The sequence below is a fragment of the Nocardia sp. NPDC057668 genome (assembly GCF_042799795.1).
Lineage (GTDB): Bacteria > Actinomycetota > Actinomycetes > Mycobacteriales > Mycobacteriaceae > Nocardia.
This window is the reverse complement of sequence record NZ_JBHVIC010000001.1, coordinates 1,676,361-1,701,752: the sequence shown is the minus strand read 5'-3', so window position 1 is coordinate 1,701,752 and position 25,392 is coordinate 1,676,361. Positions and strand designations below refer to the sequence as shown.

Annotated in this window: 23 protein-coding genes and 1 riboswitch; of the genes, 13 read left to right on the top strand and 10 right to left on the bottom strand. The window is 69.5% G+C overall.

The features are described 5' to 3' along the window. Window positions 1–138 precede the first annotated feature (138 nt). The 9 genes from hflX (at window position 139) to ACFVBH_RS07800 (ending at window position 9,281) form a co-directional block, all read left to right on the top strand. On the top strand, window positions 139–1,632 hold the full coding sequence (hflX, locus tag ACFVBH_RS07840; RefSeq protein WP_354987166.1) for a GTPase HflX: 1,494 nt from the start codon (window positions 139–141) through the stop codon (window positions 1,630–1,632). A gap of 134 nt (window positions 1,633–1,766) precedes the next feature. Continuing rightward, the gene (locus ACFVBH_RS07835; RefSeq protein ID WP_379000751.1) at window positions 1,767–2,630 is read left to right on the top strand and encodes a lysophospholipid acyltransferase family protein; all 864 of its coding nucleotides are present in this window, start codon (window positions 1,767–1,769) and stop codon (window positions 2,628–2,630) included. Between the two features lie 161 nt (window positions 2,631–2,791). Further along, window positions 2,792–3,937, top strand: a complete 1,146-nt coding sequence (locus ACFVBH_RS07830) for an acyl-CoA dehydrogenase family protein (RefSeq protein WP_354990224.1) — start codon at window positions 2,792–2,794, stop codon at window positions 3,935–3,937. Window positions 3,938–4,145: 208 nt separating this feature from the next. After that, complete coding sequence (locus ACFVBH_RS07825; protein ID WP_379000749.1) at window positions 4,146–4,682, top strand: hypothetical protein; 537 nt, start codon at window positions 4,146–4,148, stop codon at window positions 4,680–4,682. Window positions 4,683–4,812: 130 nt separating this feature from the next. Beyond that, the gene (locus ACFVBH_RS07820; protein ID WP_379000747.1) at window positions 4,813–5,439 is read left to right on the top strand and encodes an FMN-dependent NADH-azoreductase; all 627 of its coding nucleotides are present in this window, start codon (window positions 4,813–4,815) and stop codon (window positions 5,437–5,439) included. After that, window positions 5,417–6,643 (top strand): MFS transporter, encoded by a 1,227-nt coding sequence (locus ACFVBH_RS07815; protein WP_379000745.1) that lies wholly within the window; start codon window positions 5,417–5,419, stop codon window positions 6,641–6,643. The genes ACFVBH_RS07820 and ACFVBH_RS07815 overlap by 23 nt, the downstream gene beginning before the upstream one ends. A 156-nt stretch (window positions 6,644–6,799) precedes the next feature. Next, window positions 6,800–6,913, top strand: a riboswitch (SAM riboswitch). A gap of 15 nt (window positions 6,914–6,928) precedes the next feature. Then, window positions 6,929–7,711: an AfsA-related hotdog domain-containing protein gene (locus ACFVBH_RS07810; RefSeq protein ID WP_354990228.1), complete on the top strand. Its 783-nt coding sequence runs from the start codon at window positions 6,929–6,931 to the stop codon at window positions 7,709–7,711. Continuing rightward, window positions 7,708–8,448: an HAD-IB family hydrolase gene (locus ACFVBH_RS07805; RefSeq protein ID WP_354990229.1), complete on the top strand. Its 741-nt coding sequence runs from the start codon at window positions 7,708–7,710 to the stop codon at window positions 8,446–8,448. Before ACFVBH_RS07810 ends, ACFVBH_RS07805 begins: the two co-directional genes overlap by 4 nt. Then, window positions 8,442–9,281 carry a hypothetical protein gene (locus tag ACFVBH_RS07800; protein WP_379000742.1) on the top strand — a complete coding sequence of 280 codons (840 nt, stop codon included), beginning with the start codon at window positions 8,442–8,444 and terminating at the stop codon, window positions 9,279–9,281. The genes ACFVBH_RS07805 and ACFVBH_RS07800 overlap by 7 nt, the downstream gene beginning before the upstream one ends. Window positions 9,282–9,512: 231 nt before the next feature. Here the strand turns inward: ACFVBH_RS07800 and ACFVBH_RS07795 are convergent, their stop codons facing one another. Further along, window positions 9,513–10,718 carry a PucR family transcriptional regulator gene (locus ACFVBH_RS07795; protein WP_379000740.1) on the bottom strand — a complete coding sequence of 402 codons (1,206 nt, stop codon included), beginning with the start codon at window positions 10,716–10,718 and terminating at the stop codon, window positions 9,513–9,515. Window positions 10,719–10,914: 196 nt separating this feature from the next. Here ACFVBH_RS07795 and ACFVBH_RS07790 point away from each other — a divergent pair, with 196 nt between their 5' ends. Continuing rightward, window positions 10,915–11,493 (top strand): hypothetical protein, encoded by a 579-nt coding sequence (locus ACFVBH_RS07790; protein WP_354990232.1) that lies wholly within the window; start codon window positions 10,915–10,917, stop codon window positions 11,491–11,493. 339 nt (window positions 11,494–11,832) lie between these two features. Here the strand turns inward: ACFVBH_RS07790 and ACFVBH_RS07785 are convergent, their stop codons facing one another. The 4 genes from ACFVBH_RS07785 to ACFVBH_RS07770 form a co-directional block, all read right to left on the bottom strand. Further along, window positions 11,833–12,846, bottom strand: coding sequence for an NADP-dependent oxidoreductase (locus tag ACFVBH_RS07785; RefSeq protein WP_379000738.1), 1,014 nt, complete (start codon window positions 12,844–12,846; stop codon window positions 11,833–11,835). Window positions 12,847–13,038: 192 nt separating this feature from the next. After that, the gene (locus ACFVBH_RS07780; RefSeq protein ID WP_379000736.1) at window positions 13,039–14,271 is read right to left on the bottom strand and encodes an Ig-like domain-containing protein; all 1,233 of its coding nucleotides are present in this window, start codon (window positions 14,269–14,271) and stop codon (window positions 13,039–13,041) included. Between the two features lie 216 nt (window positions 14,272–14,487). Then, window positions 14,488–15,624: a TDT family transporter gene (locus tag ACFVBH_RS07775; protein WP_379001641.1), complete on the bottom strand. Its 1,137-nt coding sequence runs from the start codon at window positions 15,622–15,624 to the stop codon at window positions 14,488–14,490. Between the two features lie 142 nt (window positions 15,625–15,766). Next, window positions 15,767–17,209 (bottom strand): ABC1 kinase family protein, encoded by a 1,443-nt coding sequence (locus tag ACFVBH_RS07770; RefSeq protein ID WP_379000734.1) that lies wholly within the window; start codon window positions 17,207–17,209, stop codon window positions 15,767–15,769. 107 nt (window positions 17,210–17,316) lie between these two features. Between ACFVBH_RS07770 and ACFVBH_RS07765 the strand changes: the two genes are divergently transcribed. Together ACFVBH_RS07765 and ACFVBH_RS07760 are read left to right on the top strand one after the other, a co-directional pair. Continuing rightward, a complete protein-coding gene (locus ACFVBH_RS07765) occupies window positions 17,317–18,090 on the top strand; it encodes a GntR family transcriptional regulator (RefSeq protein ID WP_379000732.1) in 774 nt (257 codons plus the stop codon). A 494-nt stretch (window positions 18,091–18,584) separates the two neighbouring features. After that, window positions 18,585–20,114 carry an ABC1 kinase family protein gene (locus tag ACFVBH_RS07760; RefSeq protein WP_379000730.1) on the top strand — a complete coding sequence of 510 codons (1,530 nt, stop codon included), beginning with the start codon at window positions 18,585–18,587 and terminating at the stop codon, window positions 20,112–20,114. A gap of 297 nt (window positions 20,115–20,411) precedes the next feature. Here the strand turns inward: ACFVBH_RS07760 and ACFVBH_RS07755 are convergent, their stop codons facing one another. Continuing rightward, window positions 20,412–20,744 (bottom strand): hypothetical protein, encoded by a 333-nt coding sequence (locus ACFVBH_RS07755; protein WP_379000728.1) that lies wholly within the window; start codon window positions 20,742–20,744, stop codon window positions 20,412–20,414. 6 nt (window positions 20,745–20,750) lie between these two features. Further along, a complete protein-coding gene (locus tag ACFVBH_RS07750; RefSeq protein WP_354990240.1) occupies window positions 20,751–21,722 on the bottom strand; it encodes an SDR family NAD(P)-dependent oxidoreductase in 972 nt (323 codons plus the stop codon). Window positions 21,723–21,826: 104 nt separating this feature from the next. Here ACFVBH_RS07750 and ACFVBH_RS07745 point away from each other — a divergent pair, with 104 nt between their 5' ends. After that, window positions 21,827–22,765 carry an SDR family NAD(P)-dependent oxidoreductase gene (locus ACFVBH_RS07745; protein ID WP_379000726.1) on the top strand — a complete coding sequence of 313 codons (939 nt, stop codon included), beginning with the start codon at window positions 21,827–21,829 and terminating at the stop codon, window positions 22,763–22,765. Window positions 22,766–22,832: 67 nt separating this feature from the next. On the opposite strand, the gene ACFVBH_RS07740 is transcribed toward ACFVBH_RS07745, so the two are convergent. The 3 genes from ACFVBH_RS07740 to ACFVBH_RS07730 form a co-directional block, all read right to left on the bottom strand. Further along, window positions 22,833–24,092, bottom strand: coding sequence for a KasA/KasB family beta-ketoacyl-ACP synthase (locus ACFVBH_RS07740; protein ID WP_379000724.1), 1,260 nt, complete (start codon window positions 24,090–24,092; stop codon window positions 22,833–22,835). Between the two features lie 94 nt (window positions 24,093–24,186). After that, window positions 24,187–24,783 carry an SRPBCC family protein gene (locus ACFVBH_RS07735; RefSeq protein WP_379000722.1) on the bottom strand — a complete coding sequence of 199 codons (597 nt, stop codon included), beginning with the start codon at window positions 24,781–24,783 and terminating at the stop codon, window positions 24,187–24,189. Window positions 24,784–24,913: 130 nt separating this feature from the next. Continuing rightward, window positions 24,914–25,354, bottom strand: coding sequence for a phage holin family protein (locus ACFVBH_RS07730; protein ID WP_379000720.1), 441 nt, complete (start codon window positions 25,352–25,354; stop codon window positions 24,914–24,916). Window positions 25,355–25,392 lie beyond the last annotated feature (38 nt).

The following is a 25,392-nucleotide window of genomic DNA, read 5'->3' as shown; positions in this document are numbered from 1 at the left end:
CCGGGGGTCCGGGGGCTCGGCCCCCGGCCTCTTCCCTCTGGGGGCGTGGGGGGCGAAGCCCCCACCGAACCTCGCCCGCGAATCGCGGTGAAATAACCGAATGCGTCATTCGGTTGGTCCGTGGGACCATGGAGGCGTATGAGTAAACAAGAAACGTACGAGTTCACTCCCGCTGAGGAGCACACCGACGACGCCGAGACCGGTTGGTCCGCGTCGCCGACCGTCGGTGAGTTGCAGCTCGAGGAGCGCGCCGCACTGCGCCGCACCGCCGGGCTCTCCACCGAACTCGAGGATGTCACCGAGGTCGAGTACCGGCAGCTGCGTCTCGAGCGCGTCGTGCTGGTCGGCGTCTGGACCGAGGGCACCCCCGCCCAGGTCGAGTCGAGAATGGCCGAGCTGGCCGCCCTCGCCGAGACCGCCGGTTCCGAGGTGCTCGATTCGCTGATCCAGCGCCGCGACAAGCCGGACAAGGCCACCTACATCGGCTCGGGCAAGACCGAGGAACTGCGCGAGATGGTGCTCGAGGTGGGCGCCGACACCGTCATCTGCGACGGTGAACTGTCCCCGGCGCAGCTGGTCGCGCTGGAGAAGGTCGTCAAGGTCAAGGTCATCGACCGCACCGCGCTGATCCTGGACATCTTCGCCCAGCACGCGACCTCGCGTGAGGGCAAGGCCCAGGTCTCGCTCGCCCAGATGGAATACATGCTCCCGCGCCTGCGTGGCTGGGGTGAGTCCATGTCCCGGCAGGCCGGTGGTCGCGCGGGCGGCGCGAACGGCGGCGTGGGTACCCGCGGCCCGGGTGAGACGAAGATCGAGACCGATCGTCGGCGCATTCGCGAACGCATGGCCAAACTGCGCCGTGAGATCCGCGAGATGAAGACGGCCCGTGACACCAAGCGCGCCAAGCGCACCGCCAGCGGCATTCCGCAGGTCGCGATCGTCGGCTACACCAATGCCGGCAAGTCGAGCCTGATGAATTCGCTGACCGGCGCGGGCCTGCTGGTCCAGGACGCGCTCTTCGCCACCCTGGATCCGACGACCCGCAAGGCGGCGCTGGAGGACGGCCGCGAGGTCGTGTTCACCGACACCGTCGGTTTCGTCCGGCATCTGCCGACCCAGCTGGTCGAAGCGTTCCGCTCCACCCTCGAAGAGGTCACCGGCGCGGATCTGCTGCTGCACGTGGTGGACGGTTCCGACCCGCTGCCCGACATGCAGATCAAGGCCGTGCGCGAGGTCATCACCGATGTCCTGCGCGAGACCGGCACCCCGGCCCCGCCGGAGATGCTGGTGGTCAACAAGATCGACGCGCTCGATCCCATGGAGCTCACCCAGCTGCGCGGCTGGCTGCCCGAGGCGTCGTTCGTCTCCGCGCAGACCGGTCAGGGCATCGAGGAGCTGCGCGAACGGCTGGCCACGGCGCTGAACCTCGATGTGGAGGTCAGCGTTCTGCTGCCCTACACCCGCGGTGATCTGCTGGCCCGCATCCACGCGGACGGTCGCATCCTGACCACCGAGCACGAGGAGTCCGGCACCCGGCTGCGAGCGCGGGTGCCACAGTCCCTCGCGGGCGTGCTCGCCGAGTTCGCCTACGCGGGAACGGAATCCGTGGATTCGAGCGAGTCCGCAGACTGATCCCATTCTCGGCCGGCGGCCCCGCGGTGTTGTGACCACCGCGGGGCCGCCGTCCGGTGTGACCCCACACACGGTGCCCCGCACGGGATTTCGTTAGCATTCGGCTATCGAATATCTCTGCAGGGAGGGATGTCTTGTCTCGAAATGACGCCGCCGTGACCGAGCGGCTGACCGACGGTGCGCCGTTGCATGTCGAGTTGACCGAGGGAGATCGCCGGTTGATCGATGTTCTGGTCGCGCCGTCGCGCGCCTGGTTCAGTCCGCGTTTCTACGGACTGGAGAATTTTCCGATCGAGGGCCCGGTGCTCCTGGTCGGCAATCACACGCTCGCGGGCGGCACCGACGCGCCGCTGCTCGCGCACGAGATCCTCGTCAAGCACAACCGGCTGGTGCGGGGCCTGGCCGAGAATGTGCTGATCGATGTCCCGGTGCTGCGCGACGCGCTGCACCACCTGGGGATCGTGCGGGGGAATCGGCACAATTGCACGACGTTGCTGCGTGAGGGCGAGGCCGTCGCGGTCTTCCCCGGGGGCGGCCGCGAGGCCATGCGCGGCAAGGGCCAGAAATACAAGCTGCTGTGGGAGGGCCGGACCGGCTTCGCGCAGATGGCCATCGAAACCGGCGCGCCCATCGTGCCGATCGCCATGATCGGCGGTGACGACATCTTCGACATCGTCTTCGACGGCAACGACGCGGTCATGCGCCCGGTGCGCGGCCTGGTCGAGGCGATGGGCCTGCGCGGCAGCCTGACGCCGCCGCTGATCCGCGGCCTGGGCCCGACCATCATTCCCAAGCCGGAGCGCTTCTATTTCGCCCTGGGCACCCCGATCGACACCGCGCCGTGGCGCGACGCCGTCGACACCGCGGCCGCGGCCGTGGAGTTGCAGGTCGTCGTGCGCAAGGCGGTGGAGGAGGAATTGGGGTTCCTGCTCGGCGAGCGGGATCGCGATCGCGGCCGGAGTCTGCTCGGGCGCACCCTGTCCGCCGTGGGCCTGTGAGCCCGTAGGTTTACCCAGGTTCCCGCCTTCTGGACTGCGGCTTCACCGGTAGGAGTCGCAGTTCGAACCCCTTTCCGGGGGCTTGAAGTTAACAGCCATTCCGTTTTCGAGTACCGTGGACGACATCGGCGATGGGCCGCTGTGGCACTCAGGAGGTTGGCGTGGAACGCACTATTTTCGAACCGGAGCACGAGCTGTTCCGGGAGTCGTTCCGTAAGTTTCTCGATCAGCATGTCGCCCCGAACCACGAGCAGTGGGAGCACGACGGCATCGTCGATCGGGCGGTCTGGCTGGAAGCGGGCAAGCAGGGCTTCCTCGGCATGGCGGTGCCGGAGGAGTTCGGCGGCGGCGGGGTGAAGGACTTCCGCTACAACGCGGTGGTCACCGAGGAGGCCACCTACGGCCAGTACTCCGGCCTGGGCTTCGGGCTGCACAACGACGTCATCGCGCCGTACCTGCTCGAGCTGGCGAACGACGAGCAGAAGGCGCGCTGGCTGCCCGGCTTCTGTACCGGCGAGATCATCACCGCCATCGCCATGACCGAGCCCGGCACCGGCTCGGACCTGCAGGGCATCAAGACCCGTGCGGTCAAGGACGGCGACGACTGGATCCTCAACGGCTCCAAGACCTTCATCACCAACGGCGTCAACGCCGACATCGTGATCGTGGTCGCCCAGACCGATCCGGCCAAGGGCGCCATGGGCTTCTCGCTGCTGGTCGTCGAGCGCGGCATGCCCGGTTTCGAGCGCGGCCGCAATCTCGACAAGATCGGTCTCAAGGCCCAGGACACCGCCGAGCTCTCCTTCCAGGACGTGCGCGTCCCCGGCAAGAACCTGCTCGGCACCGAGGGCCAGGGCTTCGTCCACCTCATGCAGAACCTGCCCCAGGAGCGCCTGTCCATCGCCGTGATGGCCGCGGCCGCGATGGAGGGCTCGCTGCAGGGCACCATCCAGTACGTGCGCGATCGCAAGGCGTTCGGCAAGCCGATCGGCGCGCAGCAGAACACCCGCTTCGTGCTGGCCGAGCTGGCCACCAAGACCACCGCGGTGCGCGTCTTCGTCGACCGCTGCATCGAGCTCCTGAACGCAGAGAAGCTGACGGTCGAAGAGGCCGCGATGGCCAAGTACTGGAGCACCGAGGAACAGCTCGACCTCATCACCAAATGCCTCCAGCTGCACGGCGGCTACGGCTACATGCGCGAATACCCGATCGCCAAGGCCTACATGGACGCTCGCGTGCAGACCATTTACGGCGGCACCACCGAGATCATGAAGGAGATCATCGGCCGCGGCCTGAAGCTGACCTGACCGGCGGGAATTCGACTCCGACCGGCGCCGGACCGGTCGGAGTCAGCGGTCTTGCGGCGGGTCGAAGGCCGATACGGACCAGGTGGTCTCATTTCAGCGACAGTAGTGAGCAGTTAACTGATAGCGAATTAGCATTGCGGTTGGGTCGGGTCCTACCCGATGGAGACAAGCAATGCGTAGAACCCGTGAGATTTTCAGAAACACGCTGGTGGTAGGCATTGCCTCCATCGGTTTCGGGGCCACGCTCGCCCTTGCCCCGGCGGTTCAACCCCTGGCGCACGCGGATGCCGACTACGGCGGAGGCTGCGTCCTGTACGACGGCGACCGTGCAGCGACCATCGACTCGCTGCGATTCCGCTGCGGTCCCGGCCAGCTGGAGGCGCTCTACCGGGACGCTCCGCAGGGCGCGGTGCCCACGGGCGTCAGGAACGGGTGGGTGGCCGAGCCCGCCGATATGCAGGCGTGGTCCCCGGCGCTGTGGATCGGCAAGACGTTCTACACCGGCCCCGACGGCGGGTACCTGCTCAACCGCGTCACCGGCGCGGGCCTCGAGGTCTACCAGGCCGACGTGTACCGGGGTCCCTCGGTGGTGGACGGCGGACCCACCTGGGTCCTGAACTACCGCCCCTCGCCGACCCCGCAACTGTGGGACGAGATCCGCGAAGTCACCCCGGGCGTCTGGTTCGGCTACTCCTACTGGCGTGACGGCCGCGACGCCCAACTGCTGAGCTTCATCCTGACCTGACCTCACCTGACCGACGCACGCCTGCCGCACCCGACCCGCAGACCGGCTTGCGATCACCGCGCACGTAACCCTCGTGGCGGGTGAGTATCCCTTGATAGACGTGGACTCCGTTGTCCACGAAAGGGATTCGATGACCAACCTGCTGCACATCAACGCCTCCGCGCGCGGCGATCTCAGCCAGTCCCGGGCGCTGGCCCGGACTTTCATCGACGGTCTGCTCGCCAGGGACCCGGAGCTGACCGTCGACACCCTCGACCTGTTCGAAGCGAACCTGCCCGAATTCGGCACGCACGCGGCCGAAGCCAAACTCGCCCTGTTCACCGGAAAGGAGCAGACGCCCGAGCAGGTGGCGGCGTGGGAGCGGGCGCGCGCGGTCTTCGACCGCTTCGCGGCCGCGGACCTGTACGTGGTGAACATTCCGATCTGGAACGCGAGCGTGCCCTACGTCTTCAAGCAGTGGGTCGACATCGTCACCCAGCCGGGGTGGGCCTTCGCCTTCGATTCGCAGAGCGGCTACTCGGGCCTGCTCACCGACAAGCGCGCGGTGACCGTCTACACCAGCGGCGTGCACCGGCCCGGCGTGCCGGTGGAGTTCGGCTCCGACTTCGCCACCCCGTTCGTGGCGGACTGGCTGAACTTCGTCGGTATCAAGGACACCGCCGAGATCCGTTTCGCCCCTACGGTTCTGACCGAGGACGCGGCGGCGGGCTTCGCCTCGGCACAGGAGCGCGCGCGTGAGCTCGCCGCCGGATACTGAACCCGCCCGCTGGGCGCCCGCCGCCCGGACCGTCGGGGCCGTCTGCGCGGTGGGCATTCTCGTGGTCGGGCAGCTGTATGTGGTCCTGCCCGTGCTGAATCGGCTCGCGCAGGATTGGGACACCTCCAGATCCGCGGTGACCTGGACGACCACGGCGTTCGGATTGGCCTACGGCGCGGGCTTTCTCGTGACCGGACCGCTCTCGGACCGGTTCGGGCGGCGACCGGTGATCGTGGGCGGCCTGCTGGCCACCGTGGGCGGTTCGCTGATCGTGGCGCTGGCCCCGGGCCTGGCAACCGGCCTGGCGGCGCGGGTGGTGCAGGGGCTGACGGCGTCGTTCTTCGCACCCGCGGCCTTCGCCTATCTCTCCGAACGCATCGCTCCCGAACGCAGAATCTTCGCGCTCACCTGCCTGACGAGCTCCTTCCTCGCCGCCGGTGTGGTGGCGCAGGTGCTCGCGCAGCTGGTGGGCAACGCGTGGGGCTGGCATGCGATATTCGTCACGGGGGCACTGGCTTTCGCGATCTCGGCGGGCGTGCTGCGGTTCGTGCTCGAACCGGGGCCGGAGCGGTCGATCGCACCGGACACGCCCGCGCCGGGTCCGGCCGGGACGCTGCGCGCGGTGTTCGCGCCGTTCGGCGGCCTGCTGCGCCGGCCTCGGCTGGTGCTGCTGTATCTCAGCTGCCTGGCCGTGCTCGGTTCGTTCGTCGGCATCTACACCGGTATCCAGCTGACCCCGCCCGACGGGGTCGGTTCGAGCAACGGCGCGCTGCTGGCGTTGCGCGCCAGTGCGATTCCCGCGATGGTCGCGGTGCCGATCCTGGCGGGCAGACTCGGCGTCATCGCGCCGGCGACCCGGGTGATCGGTGCGCTCGGCATCGCCGGGATCGCGGCGGCGATCACCGCGGTACCGCTGGGCGGTGTCTGGGTGGCGGCCTGGCTGCTGGTGTTCGTGGCGGCCATCGCGGTGGCGGCGCCCGCCGCCGTGCAGGCCATCGCGGCGCAGGCGGGTGCGGCCCGGGGAGCGGCCACCGCGCTCTACACCTTCGCGTTGTTCCTGGGTGCGAGCGCGGGTCCGCAGGTCGCCAATCTTGTTGCGCATAGGGGGTATTCGTCGGTTGCCCTGGCCATCGCCGTCCTGTCGCTGACGGGCGCGGCGCTCGCCGCCGCCTCGACCGGGGTGCGGTCGGCCGTTCCGGTCTGAGGTGCTCCGAGTGCATGTCACCGCAGGCTCGGCGTCGCGCCGGAACCGGTTTTCGGCGGGGGCCAGTGGCGTCCCCCGTTCCGCCGGAGCTGGTTTCGACCACGCTGGTTTGAATCATTGTTGGTAATACGCAGTGCCACATAAGTTTTCGATCACGGTCATGAGTTCCAGCGACAAGCCCCGGCTTGCTGGGCGGCAACCCTCCAGTGGCGGCGGGGTGCTCCGGGTGACGACCGGATGGCGGCGAACGCGTCGCCATAAGCGTCTTCGCTCTCGGAGGAAACAATGTCTGTAGCCCAACTCTCTTCGGCGACCCCGGAAACCGCTACCCTGCGCGAAGTGGTGCTGGTGGCGGATCGATTCCGTGGTCTCGCGGTGGACAATCGGGCGTTCACGGTCTCCGGTCTGGTGGCCGTGCTGCGGAGCGGGGGATTGCGGGAAGCGGCCGAGCCGCTCATCGTTCGGATCGGGCAGGGGATCACCCGGCACGACCTGGACTACATCGAGCACGTGGCGGCCATTCACGCGCCCGCCGGGTTGCGAGTCCTCGACGCGGTCGCCGAGCCGGCGCCGCGGCATCAGGTGCACAAGTACCAGAACTCGAATGTGTTGCTGGCCAACCTGGTTCAGGATTCAGCGACCGAGTTCAGTGCCGATCTGCGCATCCACGGCGACAACGAGCTGCTGCTGGATCATCAGACCGGTGAGCACGTGCAGGGCATCGTCATCGTGGAGGCGGTGCGCCAGCTGTTCCTCGGGGCGTTCGAACTCGAGTACGGCCGGCGCTGGCCGGAGCAGCATTTCTACATCGTCTGGAATAGCATCGAGCTGAACTTCACCTCGTTCCTGTTCCCGCTGCCGGGCACCCTGCACGCGGTTCTCACCCCGATCTCGATCGAGGATCCGGCCAAGCTGGAGTTCTCGATCGAGGTGCGGGTGCGCCAGGCCGGGAACGACGTCGCCGACGCCCGCATCGCGTACGCGGCGCTGCCCAACGATCGCATCAGCCGGATCGAGCGGCACAAGGCCGCCAAGGCCATCGCCGCGCACCTGAACGAGGTCGCGTGAGCGCCGGTGCGCCGGTGCGCGCGGCGGCGTTCTTCGACGTCGATGAAACCCTCATCACCGTCAAGAGCATGTTCACGTTCCTGCGCTTCTGGCTCGCCGAGCACGGGGATGACGGCGCGCGCTACGCGCGCGTCGCCGGTGAGATCAAGGAGCGCGCGGCGGCGGGTGTGCCGCGCGAGGAGGTGAACCGGCACTACTACCGCGCCTATCGCGGGGTTCCGGGTGCGGAACTGGCCGAGGCCGGTCAGCGCTGGTTCGCCGAGTTCGAGTCCGGCGGTGCGGCGTACTACACCGATGCGGTGGAAGCGCTTCGTGCACATCGGGAATCGGGTGTGACGACCGTGCTGCTGTCGGGTTCGTTCGCCGCGGCCATCGCCCCGGTCGCCGCGGCGCTGGGTGCGGACCGGCTCATCGCCACCGTCCCGGTGGTGGACGATCACGGCCTGCTGACCGGTGAGGTTCTGCGTCCCATGATCGGCGCGGCCAAGGCGGACGCGGTCTCGGAGTTCCTGCGCGAGCACGGAATCGAGTTCGAGAACACCTTCGGGTACGGCGATCACGCCAGTGATCTGCCGTTCCTGTCGGCCGTGGCGCACGCCGGCTTCCGGGGTGAGGACCCGGTCCTGCTGGAGCGGGCGGGAACGCACGGCTGGGTCCATCTGAGCGATCGGGTCAGCGCCGCGGTCGGCGCGCCCGGCCGGCTGCTGTCGGAGAAAGAAGCGGTGTCCGTATGGTGAGCAAGACCTATGAGCTGACCCCGACCACCCAGGGTCCGCTGTATCCGCCGAGCGAAGTGCTGGACGCCGCAGGCGATTTCATCGTGGTCGGCTTCCTGAACGACGCTGGCCCGGATGGTTCGGTGACCCGGCGGTGGGGGCGGGCGATCGTGGCCGCCGACACCCCGGTGCCCGAGTTCGGCGCGTCCGCGCCGTACACGATCGTGCGCGAACTCGACGCGGAGCTGTCGCGGGCGGATGCGGAGAGCGTGCTCTACACCCTGCCGCTGCCCTTGCCCGCCAACAACTATCCCATCGTGTTCGCTCCCGATCAGCGACCCGACGCCGAATCGGTCCGCCGTCCGAGCTATGCGTTCCACGAGACGCCGATCCCGGATCTGCGGCCCGAGGACGGACGCAAACTCACTTCTCCGATCACCCTGGAGCAGTGGCTGCGCGCCCGCGGCACACTCGAGGTGAGCGTGGGCGAGGATGGTCATCACGGTGAGTTCCGCTTCGAGTTCACCGACTTGATCCCCGATTCGCTCTACACCGTGATGTCTTTGCGCGCAAAGGATCTGGATCCGGACGCCCCGACCCGCCCGGGCCCGCTCGGGGTGCCGAACGTGTTCGTCACCGATGCCGCCGGCGCGGGCGCGTATCACGCGAAACTCCCGAATCCGTTCCCGGATCCGGCGGCGCCGGGTGCGAACCGCGTCATCAGCGTCGTGGTGCTCTGGCAGAGCTACCAGCAGAACTACGGCGGGGCCATCGGCCACTTCGGCCTGGGCGGGGACATCCACGCCCAGCTGAAGCTGCCCACCCCGACCTTCGAGGAGTTCCGCACCGCTTGACAACCCATCGAGGCGCCGGCCGCGTGGTCCCCGTGACCGCGCGGCCGGCGCCGTGCCGTGCCGTTGGTGGCGGACCCCGGCGGCAGCCGCCCGCATCGGTGAAGCCGGGTGTGCGGCAGCCGGGGCGGGCCGCCCAGGTGCGAGGTGGTGTGCCCGGCGTGCAACCGATCGCGCACCCGCCCGGTCGCCGCGATCGGCTCACCCCCGTATCCCCCTCGGCGCCCGGTGCTTTCAGCGCTCCGCGGCGGTGCCGGCCAGCAGGCGATGCGCCTCGAGCGCCAGGTGAATCTCCGTCGCCGCGTGCGGTGCGGTCAGTCGGCGGCCGGTCAGTTCGGCGACGCGATTGAGCCGGAAGCGCACGGTGTTGCGGTGGCAGAACAGGGCGGCGGCGATGGCCGAGACCTCGCCGTCGTGGGTGAACCAGGCCCGGACGGTGTCCAGCAGCACGTCTCGATCGTGGTCGGGCAGGGCCAGCAGCGGGCCGAGCACCGTGCCGGTGAGCGTCACGGCGGTCTCGGGGGAGCCGACCAGCAGCACCTGGATCAACGCGTCGCTGTAGCGCAGCACCTCGCGGGATCCCGGTTGCGTTGCCGCGCAAGCGAGTTCGGCCTGCCGCAGACCCGTGACGGCCTCGGCGAGCCCGCCGAACGGGGAGCCGATCCCGACCCGGCCCACGGCGCGCTCGCTGAGCATGCCCTGGAGTCGCGCCTGGGTGAATCGTGCTGTGAGCGTGACGATTCCGATGTGATGGTCCGCGCGCACCCGCCAGGCGGAGGCCACCCCCAGCATGGACAGCGCCTTGTCGATGCCGGGCAGCGCTTCCTCGGTGGCGTTCCCGGTCGCGGCCATCACCACCACGAATTCGCCCTGCACCGGCAGACCGAGGGTGCGCGCGCACTCCCACAGCCGCGGTCCGTCGGCCTGGCCGCCCAGCACCGCGTCCAGCGCCGCGTCCTGGGCGCGGGCGTCGCGGCGTAGCTGTTCGGTCACCATCTCCTGGTACCCGGCGGTGAGCGCCTGGGAGTAGTCGTCGACGAGCTTCCAGATGTCGGTGGCCCGGGTGAGCAGTTCGCGATTGGATTCGGGGTCGGCCCCCGCCATGGTCACCAGTTCGTCCCAGATCACGCCGGATCCGATCCGGAAGGCGCGCAGAATCGCGGGCAGCGGGACGCCGTGCTCGGCTCGGCGCTGGCCGGTGCCGTGCGGCGCGGCGGTGCCCGAACCCGGGTTGCCCGCGAGATAGCCGAAGACCGCCTGGAGGTTCTCGCGCGTGGTACGGCGCAGCTCTTCGGGGGAGACCTCCGCACCGGGTCCGTAGACCGGGACGGTGCGTTCGATCTCGGTGGCCACCCGGTCGACGAAGGCGTCGAGGCGCTCGAGCAAGGCGACGCTGGCCCGGGCGAGGAAGCCCTCGGGCGGGGGTGTCGGGGTGCTCATGGGCGATGATCGTACCGTCCGCCATGATTTCCCCGCGCACCGTGACCTGCGCGGACCCGTCCCGCCGTGCGCGCGGCGGTGGTTGCCGCGCGAGCGCGCCACGCCCGTGTCCATATCGTCCCGGCCGCACCGGTTTCCGCTGGGCCGCACGCGAAACACCCTCGTGGACGAGGGCTTCCGGCCTACCATCTGTGCCATGTCAGCCCCGCGAACCGGTTCGACAATGATCGAGGGGCGGGTCGCGCGCACCTCTCGGAGCCTGGAGATCACCTTTCACAGCGGCCCCGGCGACCCGCTCGCCGTCGCGGTCCGCGGCAGCAGTGGGCGCACCGCCCGGGCGGCGGCGCTGTTCGGCTTCCACACCGCCGGCACCGGCACCCACCGCATCACCTACTCCGACGGCTCCACGCTGCTCGTTCGCTCCCGCACCACCGCGCCCACCCGGTTGACCCGCAGCGACGGCACCGCCATCGCGACGATCCAGCGCGGCGACACCTCCACCGCCGTCGCCGCCACCGCCGGCCCGCTGTTCCATTTCGTCCCCGCCCCCAGCGACGCCGAGACACCCGCCCTGTTCCGCCTGCACGTCCTGGACCGCATGGGCGAGAAGTTCGCCCGCCTGCACGTCGTCCGCGCTTCCGAAGGCGACACCCCCCTGCTCGGCACCCGCCTGCTGCTGTGCACCCCGCCCGACGCGACCGAACGCGACATCCTCCTGGCCGTCTGCGTGGACATCACCCTCGGCCTGCGCCCCTACATAACCGCCATGAAGTGACCGCCCGCCCGCTCTCCAGCACTCGGCCGCGGCGTTTCCTCGGCGACCGAACCCACATCGGCCCGGTCTGTAACCCCGGTCGCCCGCGCCCGCCTTCGGGTGCGTGGCCCCGGGTCCATCCGCCCCGGCTTCGGGTCGGCCTGCGGTAGCTCACCGCCCCCGGCCTCGGTTGTGGTGCGTCGGTCTTCGGCTGTTCGTCGCGCCATGCCGAGCTGTGTTCTCGCTCGGGCGAGCGGCCTCCCCCCCGTGAGGGCCGGCCTCAGTTGTCGTGCGTCGGTCATCGGCCGGTCGACCCACCGTGTTCCGGCCCGTGCTCGCGCCCGGGCGCACGCCCACGTGTCAGTCGGCGACCTTGATCACCAGTTTGCCCAGGTTCTTGCCGGTCAGTAGCCCTTGGAACGCCGGTACCGCGTTCTCCAGCCCGTCGACGATGTCCTCCAGATACGTGAGGCTGCCGTCGGCGAGCCAGCGGGTGGCGTCGGGGTAGAACTCGGTGAACTGGTGCAGGAACTCGGTCTGGATGAACCCGCGCAGGGTCAGGCTCTTGCGCAGGATCAGCGACATGAGCTGGCCGAGCCGGTCCGGGCCGGGCGGGAGTTCGGTGTCGTTGTAGGAGGAGACGAGCCCGCACACCGGGATGCGCGCGAACGAATTCAGCCGGGGCAGAACGGCATCCAGCACCGCACCGCCGACGTTCTCGAAGTAGACGTCGATGCCGTCGGGGGTGGCGGCGGCCAATTGCTCGGCGAAGTCGGGCGCGCGGTGGTCCAGGGCCGCGTCGAACCCGAACTTCTCGCGCAGCAACGCCACCTTCCGCGGCCCGCCCGCGATGCCGACCGCGCGTGCGCCCTTGATCCGCGCGATCTGGCCCACTGTCGCCCCGACTGGCCCGGTTGCCGCGGCGACCACCACGGTCTCGCCCGGCCGCGGCTGCCCGATGGTGAGCAGGCCGGAGTACGCGGTGAACCCGGGCATGCCCAGCACCCCGAGCGCGGTGCTCAGGGGAGCCTCGGCCGGATCGAGCTTGCGCAGGTATTGCACGTACTCCACCGAGTGCGTCTGCCATCCGCCGTAACCGAGCACGTAGTCCCCGGGACGCAGGGCCGGGTCGGTGGACTCGGTCACGCGCGAGACGGTGGCCCCGCACATCACGTCGCCGACCGCGACCGGCTCGGCGTACGACGGCGCGTCGCTCATTCGCCCGCGCATATAGGGGTCGAGCGACAGGTACAGCGTCTGCAGCAGCGCCTGCCCGGGCCGGAGCGGTTCGAGTTCGGCGGTTTCGGTGCGGAAGTTCTCGGCGGTGGGCATGCCGGTCGGCCGGGAAGCCAGGACGATTCGGGTGCTCTTCATCGGCGGTGCGACCTTTCGATGGGCGACCGTCCCAGTGTGGAACATCGGGCCTTCCGCCCCACCGCTATTCGGGACGCGTGTCCCGCTCAGTGGACCGCGGCGGCGCGCCAGGTGGCCTGCCGGAGCGCACTCCACCGCCGCGCACCCGGCGGCCTACAGCGAGCGCGGCGGAGCTGCCTCGGTGCGGTGGAGCTACCGCAGCGCGCTGCCCGCCACCCACACATCCCACGGCACGCCCCAGTCCCCGCCCTGCCAGATGTCCAGCGGATCACCGCCGGTGTTGCGCACCTCGAGCACATCCCCCGGCAGCGCGAATTCGTAGAACCACTGCGCGTTCTCACTGCTGAGGTTCAAACACCCGTGTGACACATCGGAATTGCCCTGCGCCCAGATGGTGGAGTCGAGCGCGTGGACGTAGATCCCGTCGGTGCTGACCCGGGTGGCCCAGCCGATCGTCTCCTTGTACCCGAGCCGCGAATTGACCGGCAGCCCATAGGAAGAGGAGTCCATGATGATCGGATTGGCCTGGTCCATCACGGTGTAGATCCCCGGCTGGGTCCAGAACGAGATCGTCTTGCCGCCGACGGTGGTGGATCCGCCCATCCCCATCGAGGTCGGCATGCTGCGAATCAGGTTGCCGTTCTCGAAGACGTCGATCATGTGCGTGTTGTCGTCGGCGATCGACACGTGCGCCGGGCCGATGGTGAACCCGACGCGGGAGTTCTCCTGCCCGAACAGCCCGGGCGCGAGCTCGACCCCGTACAGATCCGCAGCCACGGTGACCTTGGTGCCCGGCGCGTAGTAGTCGCGCGGCCGCCAGTGCGCGAGCCGGTTGTCGAGCCAGTGCCAGGCGCCCTCGACCTTGGGCGCGGTCGTCACGACCAGGTGTTTCTCGGCCGTGGCCCGATCCAGCACGTCCTCGTCGAAATGCGCGCGGATGATCGTCCCGACGCCGTAGATCCCGCCCTCGGCCAGCAGCAGCCCGCCCGATGTCTTGAGGGCGGCCCTGGTCTGATTGGCCGGGGTGAGCGTGCTGAACGTGGAGGTGACCGGTCCGGTCGGCCCGGTGACGCTGATTCCGGTGGCCGAGATCGTGTAGCCGTGCCCGTATCCCGGCGGTTCGAACGGCGTCCAGGCCGTCTTGTCCGGCGTCAGCGCGCCCTCGTGGACCCGGCCGGTGTCGTCGGTCATGGTGACCGTGCCGAGGATGCCGTGGTCGGTGGAAACCCGGACCGGCAGCGCGGGATTCACGAACTCCGCCCCGCCGGCGGGCGTGATCGTGATGACCTGCGGCGGTGGTGCGGCGGTCGGCGGTATCTCGCTCGAGGTAGCCGAGGAACACGCGGAGAACAGCAGTACCAGCGCCGCGAATGAACCGATGGCGGCGGAGGGCCGAAAACGCCGGGGTTGCATAGGCTCTCCCATCGTGCACCTTGTTACTGGGCAGCCTAGTAGATGACCCCCGCTTTTCCGGGCTTGTGCCAACGTGGAGTTTTATCTACTGTCTACGGACGTAGATAGTAGATATGGACTTGCGCCGGTCGACCACCCCGGCGCGGGCATCACCTCGGTGATGAGCTCGGAAAAAGCTGGGGCGTGCCACCCCCTCATCGGCATGCCCCAGCTTTTCCGTGTCGCGATCTATCGCGCGGGCGCCAGCAGTTCACCGTTGAGCAGTCCGCGTACGGTGCGGGTGGCGACAACGCCCCAGGAGGCGACCAGCAGCGCGTACAGAGCCACCGCGATCACGGCGAACAGGTCGGCCCCGGTGTGCGCGAACAGCACGCTGCTGCCGGTGACGCAGGTGCCCAGCGGGAAGGTGAAGCCCCACCAGGTCAGGTTGAAGGGCATGGACTTGCGGGCGTGTGCGGTGACCGCGACGGCCAGCGCCAGCCACAGCATCGCGAATCCCCAAGTGGGAACCCCGAATACGAGCGAGAACACATCCATGCCGGCCGAATCGCGATCGGGCAGCGCGGTGGGCGCGGCCGCGGCCAGCATGCCCGCGGCGGTCACCGACTGTCCCAGCGGTCCCAGCACCAGCCAGACGGTGGCGACCATCCCGGCGGCGGGCAGCCCGTGGTGCAGCAGCCGCGACCAGATGAGGGTGATCATCACGATGGCGGCGATCAGGCTCAGCCCGAACATGGCCAGGCAGGCGAAGAACATGGTGAGCCGGGCCTGACCGGCGGGCAGGTGGGGGATGAGCAGCGCGCCGGTGGCGGCCGAGACCATGGGCGGCACCACGGGCATGAGCCAGCCGCCGAAGGCCGAATCGGCGTCGAACCGATGCCGGGTGATCATGCGGTAGGGGATGGCGGCGGCGGTGATCAGGCCGATGAGGGTGCCCGCGGACCACAGGACCCAGTCCAGGGTGAGCGCGGCCCCGAGCCCGATCACGTCCTTGCCGAGCATGAGCGCGCCCGCGCCGACGGTGAGCAATGCCATGGGCAGTGCGCCGTAGAACTGCATCATCACCGGGTTCGAGCCGTGCCCGCGGGCGCTGTCGGGGTAGCGGCGCCAATGCAGTGCCCACGCGCCGAGCAGGGTCAGCAGCAGCAGTGCGGCCAGCGCCCAGACCGCGGTGGCCGCGGCGTGCAGGCCCGGGACCCGCAGCGGCAGGGTGGCCGCGGCGTTGCCGACGATGCCGGTGCCCATGACCACGGCGAACCAGTTGGGGGCCAGGTGCCGCAGTGGCTGGGCGGGTTCCGCCACCGGCGGCCGCCCGTGCCCGGTCGGCGCCGGCTGCCCGTGGCCGGTCCGCGGCAGCGTCGACATTCCGGCCCGAGTGCGCGAAGTCGGCTCTTGTTCGGTGCGGCGGAAGGTCAGTGTGGTCATATATCGAGCATCGGCCCGGACGAGATCGCCCGGTAGCCGCCGCGATCCGATGGGTACATAGAACCGATCTATGCCCTGCCGGTCAGCTGACGACCGAGAACCGCCTGCCCGGTGCGGTGGTGCGCAACTGCCGGGCCAGACCCAGATCGGCCGGCTCGCCGCGGCGGCTGTCGAACCGCTCGAACACCGCCGCCATCTCGGGTGACCAGCGCGCGAACTCGCCGCGCACCGGGCCGCCGGTCTCGAGCTGGCACAGCACGCCGAGCGCGGTGAGCAGCGCGCGGGCGAACGGGGTGACGTAGGCCGGGATGGTCATCTGCCGGTGCGCGTTGGTGAGCCGCGGATCCAGCACGTACCGCACCCGCTCGCGCATCCACGCGGTGCTGAACCGGAACTCGCTGTGCGCCAGCGGTTCGGTCACCGTGGCCACGCCCTCGGCGATGGCCCGCACGTCGTAGGCGCGCTGCGGTTCGACGAACCCGTGCCGGCGCAGCGCGGCGTCCAGATCGCCGAGTTCACCGTTGAACACCGCGTCCATGACCTCGCTGACCAGGTCCTCGAATCCGGCATGCGGCCAGGACACGCAGGCCCCGAAATCGACGACGCCGAGCCGCCCGTCCGGCAGCACCCGGAAATTGCCCGGATGCGGATCGCAGTACAGCAGCCCGGTGCGCACCCACGAGGACAGCAGGAACCGCAGGATCAGCATGCCGACCCGGTCGCGTTCCTCGGGCGCACCGGATTCGATGACCCGGGTCACGGGCGTGCCGTGCAGCCATTCGCTGACGATCACGTCCCCGCGCTGGGTGATGACCCGCGGCACCACGAAATCCGGATCGTCGGCGTAGGTCTCGGCGAAGATCCGCTGATGCTCGGCCTCGGCCGCGTAGTCGAGTTCCTCCACCACGCTGGTACAGATGGCCTCGGTCACCGCGGGCACGTCCGCGCCGGGCACGAACACCGTGGCCAGCACCGACAGTCGCCGCAGCTGTTCCAGATCCCCGCGCACCGATTGGTGCGCTCCGGGGTACATGACCTTCACCGCGACCGGGCGGCCGTCGCGCCACACCGCGCGGTGCACCTGGCCGATGGAGGCCCCGGCGGCGCGCCGATCGTCGAATTCCTGGAAGTTCCAGCGCCAGCCGCGGCCCAGTTCCGAGGCCAGCACCCCGTGCACGGCGGCGGGCATCATGGCGGGTGCGGAATCCTGCAGCTGGGACAGTGCCCGGCGGTACGGCTCGGCGAGTTCGGGCGGCAGGGCCAGTTCGTAGAGCGCGAGCAGCTGGCCGAGCTTGGCCGCGCAGCCCTTCAATTCCCCGAGCACCTCGAAAATGTGCTGCGCGGTGCGCATTTGGATGTCGAGGTTGATATCGGCGGTGGATCGGCCGCGGGCGCGCTGCGCGACTCCGGCGGCCTGTCTGCCCGCGAAAGCGATGGGCAGCGTGGCGATCTTGGCGTTGCGCACCGCCGTCCGCACCGGTGGTGTGCCGCCCCCTGAACGACTGCCGATTCGACGCTTCGCCATTGTTCACCTCATTGTGTGCACGGCCTGCCGCACCGCGCACGTGCAGTTTGGCATATGGGAGCATAAACTGTCTGGGACATATCCGATAGTTGTCGAAAGGTGACAGGATGGGTGCCCAGACGGTCGTCGCCGATGTCGCCGACATACTCGCCCGCCGCGTCGCGACCGGGGAGTACGCGCCCGGTGATCTCATGCCCTCGGTGCGCCAGGTCGCCGACGAATTCGGGATGAACCGGGCTACGGCCCAATTGGTGCTGGGGCGGCTCGAGTCCTACGGCTTCGTGGACGCCCATCGCGGGCGCGGGTTCACCGTGCGCGATGTGCGCCGGGCCGGTGGCCTGGACGTCTATCGGCGTTTGTTTCCGTTGTCCGCGCACGCACCCGAGGTGGCGGCGGAGATGTTCGCCGCCATCGTGGCCGCCGAGCGGATCATCGTGCTCGACGCGCTGCTGGACTACACCGAGGCCGACGGCGGCGTCGACCCGGCCGAACTGCACGCCGCCGTCGACGAACTGGAGGCCCTGGCCCGCGCGGACGAACTCGACTACGCGGCCATGCTCGCCATCGAGGTCGAGATCGTGCGCACGCTGCTCACCGATCTCGGCCACGGGCTGCCCCGGGCGGTGCTGAACTCGGTGGGGGAGATGCTGTTCGAGGTGCCCGCGGCGGTGCGGGCGTACTTCGCGGCCTCGCCGGACCTGCACGTGCTGGTGTGGCGGGCGCTGCTGGCGGTGTGGGAGTCGAGTTCGGGCCCGACCGAGGCGCAGCTGGCGCTGTTCGAGGACCTGTTCGGGCTGTACCACGAGAAAGTGGTGGCGCGCTTCGGTGAATTGATCGGCGCGAGCGCGGGCGCGGCGGCCGGCCGCGCGGAAACGGCCTGAGCGACGGGCGCGCGCAACGGCCTGAGTGGCAGCCGCGCGCAGCGGCTCGAGCGGCAGCCGCGCGCAACGGCTCGAGCGACAGTCGAGCGGAACGGCTCGAGCGGCAGTCGAGCGAAACGGCCTGGAGGACAGCCGCGCGCAAAGGGCTTGGGCGACAGCCCGGCGCAGATGGCCCGGACGATGTCCGAGCGCAGACTGTCTGGGCGACAGCCTCATCGGCCGTCCCGGTTGTTCGTCAGGCGTTTCGTGCGGCCGCGGCGGATCGAACGCCGAAACCGCGATGCGCGATGCCCGCCGGGCGTGATCGCGCCGACCCGTGCCGGATTCGCGGTGATCGTCGGTCTTGTCCGCATGCGCCACGCGCAAGAAGCGCAGTGCCGCAGTCCATTTGACCAACTGTCTGAGACATTCTACATTCAGCGTGTGTGCCGGATGGGCACGCGCCTCGCATCAGTGATCGAGGCTGCTTTCGCGATACCGAATCGAGGCACCCGATGGCGGGCAAGAGACGAACCGGCCTGGCGCGTTCGGCGAAGATCGCCGCGTTGCCCATGGGCATCATGGCCCGGCGACTGACCGCGACGAGCAAGGCCATCTTCACCGGCGCCGATCGCGAGACCATCGATGAGGCCCTCGTCGACAAGGCCGCCGACGAGATCTTCCGGGTGCTGGGCGAACTCAAGGGCGGCGCCATGAAGCTCGGGCAGGCCCTCAGCGTCGCCGAGGCCGCGGTGCCCCCGCGCTTCGCCGACCGCTACCGGGATGCCCTGGCGCGCTTGCAGAGTCAGGCGCCGCCCATGCCGCTGGCCCAGGCGCATCGGGTGCTGGACGAACAGCTGGGCACGCGCTGGCGCGAGCGGTTCGCCGATTTCGAGGATGTGCCGGTGGGTGCGGCCAGCATCGGCCAGGTGCACCGCGCGGTGTGGAAGGACGGCCGCGCGGTCGCGGTGAAGATCCAGTACCCCGGCGCGGACGTCGCGCTCATGTCGGACCTCAAACTGTTGCGCATGCTGTCGAGCACGTTCGGGGTCTTCATGCCGGGCGTGGACGTGAAAGCGCTCATCGAGGAGTTCGTCGACCGCACCGCGGAGGAACTCGACTACCGCATCGAGGCCGATCACCAGCGCCGGTTCGCCGTCGCCTACGCCGATGATCCGGACTTCTTCGTGCCGAAGGTGGTGGCGAGCGCGCCCAAGGTCCTGGTCACCGAATGGATGGACGCCGTTCCGCTGGGCCGCGTCATCGCCGAAGGCGCGGCGCGCCAGCGTGATCGGGCCGGGGAGCTGCTGGCCGCGTTCGGGTTGAGCTCACCCGCACGGGTCGGCTACCTGCACTGCGATCCGCACCCGGGCAATTTCCAGCTGCTTCCGGACGGTCGCCTGGGCATCCTCGATTTCGGGGCGACCATCGCGCTGCCCGGTGGGCTGCCCCGGGTGGTCGGCGAGCTGTCCCAGCTCGCGCTGGACGAGGATTACGACGCCCTGGTGCGGGCGCTGCACGACAACGGCTTCGTGCGCCCCGGGCATCAGCTGGACATGGAGCCGGTGCTGCGTGTGGTCGCCCCTATCGTGGCGGAGTTCCAGGGTGACCGCCTGCGGATCAGTCGTGAGCTGTTGCAGGAACACATGGTTCGGGCCACGGACATGCGAAACCTGTCCGTGCAGAACACCTTCGCGGTCCGGACCCCGCCGGAGCTGCCCGACCTGGTCATGCTGGGCCGGGTGCTGGGCGGCATAGTCGGGGTGTGCGCACAGCTCGACGCCGAGGCCCCCTACCTGGCGCTGGTGCGGCGCTGGCTCCCGGGCATGCGCCCGCCGGAGCCGGTGGGGGAGCCGGTGGCCGTGGGCGTTCCGGTGGCCGTGGGGGAGTCGGCAGTTGTGGGCGTTCCGGTGGCCGTGGGGGAGCCGGTCGCCATATGTTGTAATCCGGTGGCCGTGGTCGCGCCCGCGGTGGCCGCACTCGCGGTGCCGGGTGAGCCGACCCCGACGAGCTCGGAGAAAGGGGCCGTCGCGGCGGACCGGTGATGGTGTCGCCGGGCGCCGCTGACCCGGACGCGGGGCGGTGACCGCCGCTCATGACGCCCCCAGCCGCTGGTGAACCGATCGCGGGCTGCGGGCCGAAGCTGCCACCGCAACAGCGGGTTTCAGCCCACCATCATTCCAGCGCCGACGAGCGCGGCGATCACGGTCAACGCCATCGCCGATGGCCGCGGACCCGAGATCCGGGGCGGCGGCCGCCGATCACGAAGCTCCCGGCTGCTGGTGAACCGAGCGGAGGTCGGGTGCCTCGCCGGAACTGAAGCTGCCACAGCGGCAGCGGTTTCAGCCCACCATCATTCCGGCGGCAACCAGCGCGGCGATCACGGTCAGCGCCATCGCGGCCAGAATGACCAGATTGCGGCGCAGCGGTGGTTCGGCGGGGGCGGGCTCACGCTGTGCACCAGTGGTTTTGCCCGGGTCGGCGGCGGGACCATGCGTGCCGGAGTCGGTTTCGGCGACCTCGGCCGCAGTTGAATCGGAGACAGCGGTGGGCGCGGTGGAGATCGGCTCGGCCGCGCCGGGATTCGCAGCGGCGGTGGTGACCGCGGCTGGGACGGCAGTGGAATCGGCCGGGGTGGGCTCGGATTCGGCGGGGGTGGGCGGAACTGTCGTCACGGTGGCTCATCTCCTCATCGGTGTCGGTGGATCATCGTATTCCGGTGGTTCCCAATAGGTTTGCAGGCCCGGTCGCTGTGGCATGAGTTCGGCCGCCTCGCGCGCGATCCCCAGCACCGCGGGATGGTCGATCGCGAACCGCACCGCGCGCTCGACCTCGGGTCCGCTGATGGTCCGCATCAGCGCCCGGGTGAGGTGGGGGAATGCGCGCGTGAGCCGGTAGGCCAGCTGGGATTCCGCGCGCAGCGGCAGGATCTCGCGATTCACCGCAGCCGCCTCGACGATCTTGCGCCCGGCCTTGTCCGGATGCATGCCGAGCAGGGTCATGCCCTTGACGACCATTTGCCGGGTGATCGCGACCTGCTCCGCGCTCAGCGTGGCCAGGCTGGCCGTGGCTGCCAGGTTGGTGGCGATCAGCCCGGGGCAGGCGACCGTCACACCGATTCCGTGCGTTGCCATTTCGATGCGCAGCGTCTGGCTGAAATGCTTCACCGCCGCCGCGGTGAAGCAGTAGGGGGTACCCAGCCGCAGGGCGGCGAAGGCGGCGATGGACGAGATGTTGACCAGCTGCCCGCCGGTCCCGCGCTCGGCCATCTGTGCGCCGAACAGCTTGCAGCCGTGCACGATAGCGGTCAGGTTCACATCGACGATGCGCTGCAGATCGGCCGGCCGGATCTCGAAGAACGGCCCGCCGACCACGATTCCGGCGTTGTTGACCACCACATCGGGAACCCCGTGCGTGGTGCGCACGTACTCGGCGAAGGCTTCGAGCGAGAGCGGGTCACCCACGTCCAACGCGTAGGGAGTGGCGCGCCCGCCGTGCGAACGGATCAGGGACACAGTGTCTTTGGCTGTAGCGAAATTGATGTCGGCGACGATGACCTGTGCACCACGTGCGGAGAGCGCCTTGGCCGTACCCCGGCCGATGCCGCTGCCCGCGCCGGTCACCACCGCCAGTTCCGGGTGAAAGGGGTTCATGGCTCGTCTCTCCTCCGGCTGGAGAGACAGAGTGTACACTGTCTGGGACAGATGGTGATAGTAGAGGAACGCACCACCGCAGCCGCGGAATCAGGGGACAGCTCATGCCAGGCTTCGACAATGAGGTTGTCGTCGTCACCGGCGCCGGCGACGGCATCGGCCGCGCGGTCGCCCATCGCTTCGCCCGCAAGAGAGCCGTGGTGATCGTCGCCGACATCGACAAGGACCGCGCGGTGCGCACGGTCGAGGAGATCGACGCCTTCGGCGGCACGGCCACGCCGTTCGCGGTCGACGTGGCCGACGCGGCGGCCATGGAAAGCTTCGCCGAGGACGTGCACGCCGACTTCGGTGCTCCGCGGGTATTGGTGAACAATGCCGGATTCGTCACGGCCGGGCCGTTTCTCGAACACACCCTCGAGGACTGGGAGCGCCTGCTCGGTGTGAACGTCTGGGGACTGGTGCACGGCTGCACCCATTTCGGACGTCAGATGATCGCCTCTCGGCGAGGCGGGCGAATCATCAATGTCACGTCGGTGGCCGCCTTTGCTCCGATTCCGTCCAGCACCCCGTACTGCGCGACGAGGGCGGCCGCCCAGATGCTCACCGAAGGGCTGCGGCTGGAATTCGCTGGAACCGGGGTGGGCGTTACCGCCGTCTGTCCCGCGCTGGTGCCGACCGGTATCTACGAGGAGCATGATGCCGACGGCCCCACCGCCGCGGCGGCATCGGACGCGGCCCGCAAGGCGCGAGGCGGGGCGGGACCGGTGGATCCGGCCGAACGCTGGGCGACCCATGGCCCGGACAGTATCGCCCGCACCATCGTTCGCGTCGCGGCTCGCAACCCCGCGGTGGTGCCCACCCCCATCGAGGCCCGGGCCCTGTACCTGGCGAACCGCGTGTCCCCGGGCGGCGCCCGTCTTGCGTCCCGGGTGCTCGAGCCCGAACGCCTGACCCGCCTGCGCGCCCGCTGGTCCCGCCCCGCGGCCCTGACCCGCCTGGATGATTACCTGGCGCGCAAACTGGGGGAGCGTGCGGACCGCTGAGAATCGGCGCGGCTGTGCGTGGTTCAGCGGCGTGGCCGAGTGGGTTCCGGGCCGGCGAGGTGGCGGCTCAGTAGCGCCCGAACAGCACGGCGGCATTGTGACCGCCGAACCCGAACGAGTTGTTGAGCGCGAATTCCACCGCGGTCCGGCGCGGTTTCGTGTGCACTACGTCGAGATCGATCTCGGGATCCAGATTGTCGAGATTGAGGGTCGGCGGTATCACCTGATCGCGCAGCGTCAGCACCGACAGGATCGCCTCCAGCGCCCCGACCGCCCCCACCGAGTGTCCCAGCGCCGATTTCGGCGCGTACACCGCCGGGTGCGTGCCCACGGCGGCGGCAATGCCCTTGGCCTCGGCCAGATCTCCGATGGTGGTGCCCGTGGCGTGCGCGTTGACGTGATCGACCTCGGCCGGACTCACCCCGGCGGTCTGCAGTGCGCGGCGCATGGCCCGCGCGCATCCCACGCCATCCGGATCGGGCGCGACCAGGTGGTAGCTGTCGGCGGTGAGTCCCGCCCCGAGTAGTCGAGCCAGGGGTTCGGCCCCGCGCGCGAGCGCGTGCTCCTCGGCCTCGACCACCAGCAGCGCCGCGGCCTCGCCGAACACGAACCCGTCCCGATCCCGATCGAAGGGCCGTGAAGCGCGCTCGGGTTCCTCGGCGCGCGTGCTGACCGCCCGCGCCATGGAGAATCCGGCGACGGCAACGGGATTGATGTATCCCTCGACCCCGCCCGCCACGATCATGTCGGCCTCCCCGAGCACGATCGACCGCCACGCGTGCACCAGCGCCTCGCATCCGGAGGCGCACGCCGACACCGGCGTGACCAGTCCGGCCCGCGCGCCGATCTCGAGCCCCACCACGCCCGATACCCCGTTCGGCATGGACATCGGCACCGCGAAGGGCGAGACCTTCCGATACCCGTGATCGCGCATGGCGTCATTGGCCTCGACGATGCTGTCCGCCCCGCCCAGTCCGGTGCCGATGCACACCCCGAGTCGATCCGGATCCACCGCGGGCCGTCCGATGGTGTCCCACAGCCGTTTTCCCATGGCGTACGACATCTGCTGCACGTAGCACATGCGCCGCTTGCGAACCCGGTCCAATTCCTCGGTGGGATCGGCGACGAGTTTGCCGCCGATCGTCACCGGCAGCTCGAGGCGTGTCAGTTCCGGATCGGTGAGCTTGCCGATCCCGCTCGCTCCGGCCAGCAAACCCTGCCAGGTGCCCTCGGTATCGGCGGCGATCGACGTGGTCATCTCGACCGCGGTGATGACCACGTCGCGAAAGCCGCCGCCGCGGGTGGAGAAGGTCTCGAGTGTATTCACTGTGGAACCCCTTAGCGACCAATCAGCAAGCACGGCAATGATATTGCGGTCTTGACGAGGGTAGCCTCCGGTGTCCGCGCGAGTGGGGTGAAGCTCAGATCCGCGTGCCGAGGCCCTTGATCGCCCAGGTCGCGAACGGGCGCGCGAACGGAGCGCCCCAGCGCAGCGGCAGGAAGCCGCCGACGCGCGGTCGCACGGCGATCGTCCAGGCCAGCGTGGTGCGGCCGTCGTGCTCGGTGAGCCGGTAATCCTGCGCGAATCCGCTGACCAGCACGGGAATCGAGATTCTGGTGCCGGTCACGGTGAGGCGGGTGTGCGGGGTGTGGGTGACGACGCGTTCCTGGACGGCGAACAGCGGTGCGTCGAAACTGCGCATCGCGCCCACGCTCCGGGAGCCGTCGCGATAGCGAATGCCGGTGATCAGCGGCAGCCAGGAGAAACCGCCGTCGAGTTGCAGTGCGTCCCAGACCTTCGCGGCGGGAGCTGTGAATTCCCTGGTCGCGGTGACCGCGAAAACACCCCGATCGGCGAGGAATTCATCGACCTGTTCGGCAGCCAGGGGGTGTACCGCGAAGCCGCCGCCGGCCAGGACGGCGCGCCGCCATCGGTGCAGGAACACGGCGGTGATCGCGGCGGCGATCCCGCCCGCCACCAGGAGTACGACCGCCGCGACGACAAGGGTTTCGATCATGGCTCGGCTGCTTTCTGGAGAACCGCGGGGCGGCTGCGCCGGGCCGTCGGCCTCGGCCACCCGCCTCGATTGTCTCAGACACGATAGCGGGCAGGCCGGGATTCTGCTGAGTGTTGATCTGCGGGCTTGTTCAGAAACTATTGGCGCCCTTGCTGTTTCGCCTGCCGAATCGCACCAGCGCCGCGTTGGCCGCACCGGCCGCCCCGCGCGCGGCCCGCACGCTGCGCAGCCGGAAGATCTGCCACACCCCGAGCAGCGCGGCGATCCCCGCCGGGACCAGCATGATCGCAGAGGTGAGCCCCAGCGCGGCCCAGTGCGGCATCCACTGCCCGAGGAGCTCGACCAGGAAAGCGAAGAAGTAGATCGTGCCGTATGCCGCGGCAACCAGTGCGAATCCCAGTGTCACCATGACGAATACGGCGCGCGCGAGTTCGGCGAGCACGGCCTTTCGAGCCCGGTGTGCCCGGGGCGCGAGCCAGGCGGTGAATTCGGCGAACATCTCGCGCGCCGCCCGCTCGAAGGGGCTGGGCGGGACCCGTAGCGCCGTGCCGTAGTTGTGGTGGTCGGCCATCGTGGCCCCCTCGATCCGATCGGTAGGCGACGGCGGCC